This is a genomic window from Pedobacter rhizosphaerae (genome assembly GCF_900111155.1).
In the GTDB taxonomy this organism is placed as follows: domain Bacteria; phylum Bacteroidota; class Bacteroidia; order Sphingobacteriales; family Sphingobacteriaceae; genus Pedobacter; species Pedobacter rhizosphaerae.
Genome location: NZ_FOGG01000031.1, coordinates 48,316 through 57,681, shown reverse-complemented (window position 1 = coordinate 57,681; position 9,366 = coordinate 48,316). Strand labels below are relative to the sequence as shown.

General features: G+C 37.6%; 10 protein-coding genes and 1 pseudogene. 2 read left to right on the top strand and 9 right to left on the bottom strand.

Annotated elements, in window-relative coordinates; genetic code table 11:
* A pseudogene (locus BMX11_RS19180) lies at positions 1 to 226 on the bottom strand (IS5/IS1182 family transposase); the annotation flags it as partial.
* 186 nt (positions 227 to 412) lie between these two features.
* On the opposite strand from BMX11_RS19180, the gene BMX11_RS19175 reads away from it, so the two are divergent.
* Positions 413 to 1,228 carry an alpha/beta fold hydrolase gene (locus tag BMX11_RS19175; protein ID WP_139180230.1) on the top strand — a complete coding sequence of 272 codons (816 nt, stop codon included), beginning with the start codon at positions 413 to 415 and terminating at the stop codon, positions 1,226 to 1,228.
* 4 nt (positions 1,229 to 1,232) lie between these two features.
* Complete coding sequence (locus BMX11_RS19170; protein ID WP_090887428.1) at positions 1,233 to 1,880, top strand: lysophospholipid acyltransferase family protein; 648 nt, start codon at positions 1,233 to 1,235, stop codon at positions 1,878 to 1,880.
* A gap of 3 nt (positions 1,881 to 1,883) precedes the next feature.
* On the opposite strand, the gene BMX11_RS19165 is transcribed toward BMX11_RS19170, so the two are convergent.
* The 8 genes from BMX11_RS19165 to BMX11_RS19130 all read right to left on the bottom strand — a co-directional run bounded on the left by BMX11_RS19165 (position 1,884) and on the right by BMX11_RS19130 (position 9,349).
* The gene (locus BMX11_RS19165) at positions 1,884 to 2,384 is read right to left on the bottom strand and encodes an acyl-CoA carboxylase biotin carboxyl carrier protein subunit (protein ID WP_090887425.1); all 501 of its coding nucleotides are present in this window, start codon (positions 2,382 to 2,384) and stop codon (positions 1,884 to 1,886) included.
* A 1-nt stretch (position 2,385) separates the two neighbouring features.
* Positions 2,386 to 3,036, bottom strand: coding sequence for a DUF4159 domain-containing protein (locus BMX11_RS19160; RefSeq protein WP_090887421.1), 651 nt, complete (start codon positions 3,034 to 3,036; stop codon positions 2,386 to 2,388).
* A 64-nt stretch (positions 3,037 to 3,100) separates the two neighbouring features.
* Positions 3,101 to 3,805, bottom strand: coding sequence for a 16S rRNA (uracil(1498)-N(3))-methyltransferase (locus tag BMX11_RS19155; RefSeq protein WP_090887419.1), 705 nt, complete (start codon positions 3,803 to 3,805; stop codon positions 3,101 to 3,103).
* An 8-nt stretch (positions 3,806 to 3,813) separates the two neighbouring features.
* Positions 3,814 to 5,103 carry a hemolysin family protein gene (locus tag BMX11_RS19150; protein ID WP_175474619.1) on the bottom strand — a complete coding sequence of 430 codons (1,290 nt, stop codon included), beginning with the start codon at positions 5,101 to 5,103 and terminating at the stop codon, positions 3,814 to 3,816.
* A gap of 137 nt (positions 5,104 to 5,240) precedes the next feature.
* The gene (locus BMX11_RS19145; protein ID WP_090887413.1) at positions 5,241 to 5,792 is read right to left on the bottom strand and encodes an inorganic diphosphatase; all 552 of its coding nucleotides are present in this window, start codon (positions 5,790 to 5,792) and stop codon (positions 5,241 to 5,243) included.
* Positions 5,793 to 5,800: 8 nt separating this feature from the next.
* Positions 5,801 to 6,454: a DedA family protein gene (locus BMX11_RS19140; RefSeq protein WP_090887408.1), complete on the bottom strand. Its 654-nt coding sequence runs from the start codon at positions 6,452 to 6,454 to the stop codon at positions 5,801 to 5,803.
* 48 nt (positions 6,455 to 6,502) lie between these two features.
* Positions 6,503 to 7,882: an NADH-quinone oxidoreductase subunit N gene (locus BMX11_RS19135; RefSeq protein WP_090887405.1), complete on the bottom strand. Its 1,380-nt coding sequence runs from the start codon at positions 7,880 to 7,882 to the stop codon at positions 6,503 to 6,505.
* A gap of 3 nt (positions 7,883 to 7,885) precedes the next feature.
* On the bottom strand, positions 7,886 to 9,349 hold the full coding sequence (locus tag BMX11_RS19130; protein WP_090887403.1) for a complex I subunit 4 family protein: 1,464 nt from the start codon (positions 9,347 to 9,349) through the stop codon (positions 7,886 to 7,888).
* Positions 9,350 to 9,366 lie beyond the last annotated feature (17 nt).

Here is a 9,366-nt window from a genome sequence, read left to right as displayed (position 1 = left end):
CATCTGAAACCGTATAAATCGTTTTCAGCAATAAGTATTTAAACATGCGTACCGGACTCTCAGCATTACGCCCGTTGTCCGGGCAGTATTTATCCAGAAGCTCATCATATATAAAACCAAAATCTATAAGCTCGTTAATCTTGCGAAGTAGGTTCTCTTTGGGAACAATCAGGTCATAAAGCCTGGAAAACTCGCTAAACTGGATTTTTTGTTGTTGAAGAAGCATCTTAAAAGCAGTAATAATACACCTTTAAAATACAAAAAAAGAAGTAGAAAAACTAGTTTTCTACTCCTTTTGCCCTTTTCTATTAGGGGACTTTTTCAGTGCCCTCCTAATCTGGAAGAGGGCTTTTTTTATACCTTAAAATTTAGTTTCTTTAGAAAACTGGTTATCTTGCCACTAGTTTTAAATATGCCCTACTTTTCAAATCACAAACTCAAATTACATTACTACCAATACGGAACTGGTCCTGAAGTCATGCTTGCCTTTCATGGTTTTGGTATGAAAGGTACTCAATTCAGTGTACTCGAGCCAGCCTTTACCCAGAAGTATACCATTTACAGCTTCGACCTGTTCTTTCACGGACAAACAGTGCTCCATGATTCTTCGCTATCTGTAGTGAGAAAAGGCCTGTCCTCTGAGGAGTTTAGCAGTTATATCCTGGAGTTCATCACGCAAATGAAACTTAAAAAGATTTCTCTTTTGTCTTACAGTATTGGATCATTATTAGCCTTTTCATTGATCAAAAATATACCTGAATACATTAATAAGGCATTTTTTATCGCTCCGGATGGGATTAAACCCAACAAGCTACTCCAATTCGGTTCCAGGAATAAACTGGTAAACAGGGTATTTCACAAATTGGTTTACCGCCCAAAAACCGTGCAATTCATATTAGATAAACTATTAAGGTACAAATACATAGATCAATCTATCCATGAAATATTACTGGGTGAATTTATCTCAGAACAAACACGGCTAACTTGCTACAACGCCATTACTTTTTATGCTAAACTGAATTTTAAACAGGATCAGCTGGCCGAAATCTTAAATAGGCATGAGATTGAATCTTTTTTTTACTTTGGTACGGGAGATAAGTTATTTCCTCCATCTATCGGGCATCATTTCGCTAAAAAACTTAAAAAATCAAGCTTGCAAGTTCTAGATGCCGATCATAACCTGGTTACCCCAAAGCTAACTCCCATAATTGCTCAACAGTTAAATTAACCCCATGATAAAGGACCAACCGATTAAAAGTTTAAAATGGTTTTTCACGCATATCGTAGAAAAGTATGTTTTAAGGCATTTCAGCAAAATAACATACTCGGGAGAATTAGCCATTGACCCACAAAAAGCGAGTTTGGTTTTAATGAATCATTATAGTTTTAACGATGGCGCGATACTTCACCGTTTAGCACGTAAAGTACTCGTAAAAAACTTTAAGGTAATGGTGGTAGAAGCCCAACTGAAGGCTTTTATTCCGCTAAAATATGCGGGCTGTTTCTCGGTGAATAAAAAATCAAGGACAGTAATCGAATCCTTAAATTATGCTGCTGCGCTCCTAAAAGAGCCATCCAATATGTTAGGGATATACCCTCAGGGAGAAGTATATTCGATGCACCTCAACCGCATTCATTTTGAAGGCGGCCTATCGCATATCCTAAAAAAATCTAGTGATTCTTCTTTCCAGGTCATATTAGGCGTTACACTACTCGATTATCTGGATAGCTTTAAGCCCCACGCAAGGGTTTATCTTCAAGAATATACCGGAAATAAGGAATTAAAGGAGATCGAATCAGCATACAATGAATTTTATCATCTATGCAAAGTAAAACAGCAACAACTACACCGCCCGCCAGAAATCGTGATCGATAAATAGTCCTTATTTGAACTGGATTAAAATTTGATTTTTCTCTACTTTATCGCCCTGCTTCACCCATATTTTCTTAACCACCCCTGCGGTAGTTGATTTCAAAATATTCTCCATCTTCATCGCTTCAAGTATAAGGAGGTTATCTCCCTTTGCCACTTCCTGATCAACAGCGATCATAACATTTAACACCAGGCCAGGCATTGGGGCTTTAATTTCCAAAACCTTGTTTGCAGCTAAATTGTCCAGACCCAATTGCTTTAATAATTGATCAAATTGATCCTCAACCTGGATACTATAGGTATTGCCATTCACCTTAATCACGCATGTCTTTTCAATTACATCCATGCTCACAAGCTCTGTATTAAAAGATTTATGGTTATAGATAACATGGGTAGCTCCATTTTCCTGATCGCTAAAATCGATTTGAAGCGGTTTACCAGCTAAAGATAACGCTGAACCTTGTTGTTCAAGTTCATACTGAAATTCGTTATTAACTTTTACCTTATACATTTTATTGAGTTAAAGCATACTGAACAAGATTAGCCCCCATTTTTAAGGCCTTTGAGCGGGTTTCTGGTGTATCTTCAGGATAAGTACCCAAATCTTCCCAGCCATTACCTAAATCGCACTCAAAGGTATAATAGCAAACTATTCTTCCTTTGTATATCAGGGCAAAACCTTGCGGCCGTTTGCCGTCGTGTTCATGGATTTTTGGTAAGCCGTTTGGAAACTTAAATTTTTGATTGTATAAAGCATGATTGGCGGGTAACTCTACAAAGCTGAGCTCGGGAAACACCTTTTTCATTTGAGGCCTGATAAATTTGTCTAAGCCATAGTTATCGTCAATATGCAGAAAACCTCCACCAATTAAATATCTTCTCAGATTACTTACCTCCTGGTCGCTAAACACCACATTACCATGCCCCGTCATGTAAATGAAGGGATAGTTGAAAAGTTCCTTGCTTCCTACTTCAACAATACTTTCCTCTGGATAAAAGTTCGTTTTAAGGTTCGCGTTGCAAAATGCAATTAAATTGGGGAGCGCTGTTCGATCGGCATACCAATCTCCACCACCATTATATTTGAGCTTAGCCATGCGGTAAGAGGGAACCGAAAAACTATAAACTACACATAAAGCTACGAGACAAAAACAATAAGACATCAGCCTAAAGACAACAGCGGCAGATATCCTGAAATTAAAATGATATATTGAAAATTTCAAATGCTTAACGATTTAGATAATTCACCTCAAAACACGCAGCTAAAGCAGCTGTTTCCGTTCTGAGCCTGTTATTACCTAAAGTTAAAGGTTTGAAGCCTTTATTCAAAGCTTTTGTTACTTCTTCTGGTGTAAAATCGCCTTCTGGTCCAATTAGAATTAAATATTGTCCATTCGGCTGAATCAATTCACTGATATAACCCTTGCCTTCATTGTCTATACAATGTGCAATTAACTTATCTCCTGCTATGTCTTGCTTTAAAAAACTATCTAAAGAAACTGCTTCATTCAATTTAGGATGGTAAGCTTTAATAGATTGCTTAACCGCAGAGGTGATGACCTTATTTAAGCGATCATCTTTCACCACTTTGCGCTCAGAACGATCTGAAATAATTGGAGTGATTTCATCAATACCTAACTCTGTAGCCTTTTCTAAAAACCACTCTATGCGATCGATATTTTTGGTAGGTGCCACAGCAATATGCAGGTAGTGATTTCGCTTACCGAATTCCTTTTCAGCCTTCAATACGTTTAAAGCTACCTTTTTAGGATTATCGGCAACAATTTCTGCGGTATAAAAACCTCCCTTGCCATCCACCAAATAAACCAGCGCCCCAACCGCTAAGCGCAACACGCGTACGCAATGCTTGCTTTCTTCTTCGTTAAGCGTATAAGAATTGGAGGTTATATCGGGGGTGTAAAAGATATGCATCGCTGAAATTAGTGATTATCAACCATATCTGCTTTATTAATAACGAGTTCGAGTTTTATGGTTTCGATATTCTGCTCTGTTTTCTTCAAGATGGTAAACAGATAACCATAAGACTCATTACTTTCACCAACCTCCGGAATGCGACCAAAAACATGCGATACCAAGCCTCCCATAGTGTCGAAGTCTTCATCCTCAGGCAAATCATGCGGAAGATGCTCATTTACATCGTATACAGTAGCAGAAGCATTCACAATAAACTCATGATCTGAAACCTTCTCTACTAAAGGTTTCTCTTCATCGTATTCATCCTGAATTTCTCCAACTAATTCTTCTACAATATCTTCCAGTGTAACCATACCGGCGGTACCACCAAACTCATCTAAAACAATTGCAATTTGAATGCGGTTACTCTGCAACTCGCTCATCAAATCATTAATTTTTTTGGTTTCTGTTACAAAGTATGGCTTACGAATAATATCGTTAAGGGTCCAGGTTTGATTTCCTGAAGCCACTAAGGGCAAAATATCTTTCGCGTGAATGATCCCTACGATTTTATCCATGCTATCATCATAAACAGGTAACCTGGAGTAACCCTCTCTTATGATAATGTCGATTACTTCTTCTTTTGGGGAAGTTAATTCAACCCCAGAAATTTTGGTTCTCGGAACCATAATATTTTTAACCACACGTTCATTAAAATCGAAAACGTTTTTAATTAATTCGTGTTCGTTGTTATCTAAAGCACCACTTTCCTTACCCTGATCTAAAAGATACTGAAGTTCTTCGGTACTGTGAATGGATTCATGACCTGCAGAAGCGTCGATACCAAGAGGCTTAAGGATAATTGCAGCCAAGCTGTTCAATGTCCAGATAAATGGCTTGAATACTACATAAAACACCTGTAACGGAAAAGAAACAAATAATGTTGTTGCCACCGGACGTTGAATGGCGAAAGATTTAGGTGCCAGCTCACCAAAAACAATATGCATAATGGTAATGAGCGAGAAGGCCACTATTGTAGATGCAGTATGTATTGTAGCATCACTAAGCCCCCATTCTAAGCTATCGAACAGGTTTTTAAAAATAGTGTGCATTACATCTTCACCTACCCAACCCAAGCCCAGAGAGGCCAGGGTAATTCCCAGCTGCGTGGCAGCAAGATAGCCATCCAGATTATGAATAATCCCTTTAGCCATTTTGCCGACACGACTGCCTGTTTTTGCTTTTATTTCTATTTGTGAGGCCCGAACTTTAACAATTGCAAACTCTGCTGCAACAAAGAAACCGTTCAATAACACTAAAAATAAGGCTAAGAATAATCGCCACCCAACTCCTCCTGTTTCTGGTTGCTGTAAAGCAACTACTGCGAAGGGTGTAGAAGGCAAAATTGCGCCTAATTTTAAATTTAAAAACAAACAGACCGAGGGTAAATCCATTAAGCTAATTCTCTAAAGGTTGTGTTGTAAAGTTCAATACTTTCCTTAATCACTTTATGCGCATAACGAACACCTAATAAATGTTCGATAGTTACATTTTTCTCTTCTAGTGCTTTGTAATCCTGAAAGAAACGAACAATTTCTTTCATGGTATGTGGAGGTAACTCATCTAAATCGTTGATATAATTTACAGACATATCATTTTTCGCTACTGCGATAATTTTGTCGTCTTGCTCACCATTATCAACCATGTGCATTACACCTACAACTTTTGCTTCAATAACAGTCATAGGATATACGTCTACAGAACAAAGTACCAGAATATCTAATGGATCTTTATCATCACAATAAGTTTGTGGAATAAAGCCATAGTTAGCTGGGTACATAACTGATGAAAAAAGAACCCTATCTAATTTGATTAAACCTGATTCTTTATCTATTTCGTATTTTGCTTTTGAACCTTTTGGAATTTCAATAATTGCGTTAACAATTTCAGGTACATTTGCACCAGGAGATACGCTATGCCACGCGTGATGTTCGTCTTTTGCCATTTCTAATTTTAAATCTGTTTATCCTCGTCAGGACTTTTCACTACTTTTCTTTTTACAAAGGTAATTAATAATGGAATAGTTGTGATAACGATAAACCCAATAATAATATATAATAAATAATCGTTAATTTCTTTTTCAAATTTTTTGCCTAAAAAATACCCTAAAAGGGTTAAGGAGCTAATCCAAAGTAGAGCTCCGGCAACATTGTATAAGGCAAACCTTTTAAAATCCAACTTAACAACGCCAGCAAAAATCGGTGCAAAAGTTCTCACAATTGGAACAAATCTTCCCATAATAAGCGCGAAAGCACCTTGTTTGTTGTAATAATCTTCTGCGGCCTTTAAATATTTCTTTTTAAAGAAGAAGCTGTCCTTTCTCGTGTACAATACAGGCCCGGTTTTTCTACCAAACCAATACCCGGTAAAATTACCCATAATAGCAGCAAAGCTTAAGCCTGCCAGTAAGACCGCGATATTGACATCAAGCTTTCCAGTAGCCACAAACATTCCTGCTAAAAACAGCAAATAATCGCCGGGAAGAAAAAAGCCAAAGAAGAGCCCTGTTTCCGCATAGATAACGAATACAACAAGATAGAAACCGCCCTCCCTCAATAATTTTTCGGGATCGATCAAATGGTGTAGGCTATTCCAAAAGTCTTGCATATTCAATTATTCGTAAAACTACAAATAATTATCTAACAACAGCATACCTTAAATCAGGTTTAGAATAACCGCCGGATATACGCCCAAAAGTATAGTTACGATAACAGAGATCACCAAAACGACTTTGTATTGAATAGGAGCACTCAATTCCGTTTCAGCGCCATCTTTAAAGTACATGGCCACAATTACCTTAAAATAATAGTAAAAGCCAACCAATGCATTTAAAATAGCAAATGCCACTAATATCGTTTGATACTCCTGCATTACATTAAGAAACATCAGGTATTTACCAATGAAACCTGCGGTTAATGGTATACCTGCTAAAGAAAGCATGGCAACAGTTAAAGATAAAGCCACCAGTGGATTTTTCTTAGCCAAACCGTTAAAGCTCTCAAAGCTATCGCTTCCAGTTTTCTGTTTTACCAGGATCAATACTGCAAAGGCAATGATTGAGGCGAAAGTATAGGCAGAAGCGTAAACCAATACATTATTATTTGAGTACTGAGATAAAACAATGAGCGAGAATAACAGATAACCTGCATGTGAAATACTGGAGTAAGCCAACATCCTTTTGAAGTTCTTTTGGAACAAAGCAGTAACGTTACCAATAAACAGGGTTAAGCAAACGATAACCATTAAAGGCATAACCCAAAACTGGTGCTCTGAGCCTAAGCTACCTGCAAATAATCTTAAGAAGGCAGCAAAACCAGCCGTTTTAACCACTGTACTCATAAAAGTAGTGATTAAGGTTGGCGCACCTTCATAAACGTCAGGAGTCCAGAAATGGAAAGGCGCAGCACCTACTTTGAAGCACAGCCCTATCATCATTAAAATAATACCCGGGTAAACAAGTGGAGATACAGTATGTGTTTGATTATTGGCAACCAGATACTCCTGAATTTTATCCAGATCAAATGATCCTGTAGCACCATAAATCAAGGTAATTCCGAATAATAAGAAACCTGTTGAAAAAGCGCCCATTAAGAAGTACTTTAAAGAAGCCTCATTAGAAGCGAAATCCTTTTTACGTATACCGGCCAGGATGTATAAACTCACCGACATAATTTCCAGGCCAACAAAAAGCATAGCCATGTTCTTGTAAGATACCATCATAATCATCCCTGCAAGGGCAAAGAGGATAAGGGTATAGTACTCGGCTATATTATCGCTTTTAGCATGAAAGTAGTTTTGTGTGAGGAGAAAAATCAGCAAAGTTCCAATAATACAAACAGAAGAGAATGCCAAAGCAAAGTTATCCGTTTGAATCATGCCGAAATGTACTGTATTAGCACCCCAGGCACAGAAAGTAAATCCTAATGCAGTAAGTAAGCCAACAATGGTAAGCGGCAATAATGCTTTATTTGCTTTAAACAAGCCTGCATAAAGCACTAAAAAAGCTGTTATACTAATGGTTATGATAATATTCATTGCTTAATTTACTGTAGTTAATTTGTGATTTACCTGTTCTAATAAATGTTGTACAGATGCCTCTGTTAAGTGCAATAATGGTTTTGGATAAACACCCAAAACAATAATCAATGCACAAATGGTATAAAGAACCAATTTCTCTGTTCCTTTGATATCGGTGAAAGTGATGGTTAATTCGTTTGTTTTTCCAAGCATTACATTCTGATAGGTGCGCAACATGTATACTGCACCAAAAATGATGGTTAAGCCTGCGATAGCTGCAGCCCAGATGCCATACTGATAAACACCTAATAAGAGCAAAAACTCGCCGATAAACCCATTGGTACCTGGTAATGCAACTGTTCCCAATACGATGATTAAAAATGTTATGGCCAATTGAGGCGCAACTTTGGCAATACCACCCAATTCTTCAATTTTATTGGTTTTAACACGTGAAAAGATAATATCTAAAACGAAGAACAAGCCTACAACGTTAATACCATGACTTAACATTTGAATCATTGCACCTTGTAAACCTTGTTGGTTTAAGGCAAAGATTCCTGCAGCGATCAGGCCTACGTGAGCGATAGAAGAATATGCTACTAAACGCTTTGCGTCTTTTTGTGTAAAGGCAATTAAAGAAGCATATACCACTCCAATAATAGATAATACCATGGCCAGGCAAGACCAATCCTGAACGCCATGTGGTACAATCGGCAATAACCATCTGATTACGCCATAAATACCCATTTTTAGCATAATACCAGATAACAACATCGTTCCTTGAGTAGGAGCAGCGGTGTAGGTATCAGGTTGCCAGGTATGGAAAGGGAAAATTGGCATCTTTATGGCAAAAGCAATAAAGAAAGCCCAGAAAACCCATCCTTGTTGTACGCTATCTAAATTTAAAGCATAAAAAGCTTCGATATTAAAATTATGTGCCGGGTTTTGCAGATACAAATAAATAATTCCCATCAACATAAACAATGAACCGGCAATCGTATAAATGAAAAACTTCATGTTAATGCGGATGCGGTCTTTTCCTCCCCAAACGGCACAAATAAAATAAATCGGGATTAAGGCTGCTTCCCATCCGATATAGAAAAGGAAGGCATCCATTGCCGTGAAAACCAACAGTAATCCTGTTTGCATGAATAAAATCAAGGCATAAAAAGCAGCAGGATTTTTATAATCATGATTATAACTGGATAAGATGATGATAGGCACCAGGATATTCGTTAACAAAACCGTTAACATACTGATACCATCAATACCAGCGTGGAAGCTGATCCCTAAATCCTGAATCCAGGGTAAATTCACCTGAAACTGTGTGCTCGCATCAGGAATAAAGTTTATGGCCAGAAATAAAGCCAAAACCAAAGAGGCTACCGCAAAAACAGTAGAAATTAATTTCGCCGATTTTCCTGCAAATGCCGAAATAACAGCACCTGCAAGCGGTAGAAATATGAGTAATAAAAGTTGTTCCATTATTTAATTCTGAACCC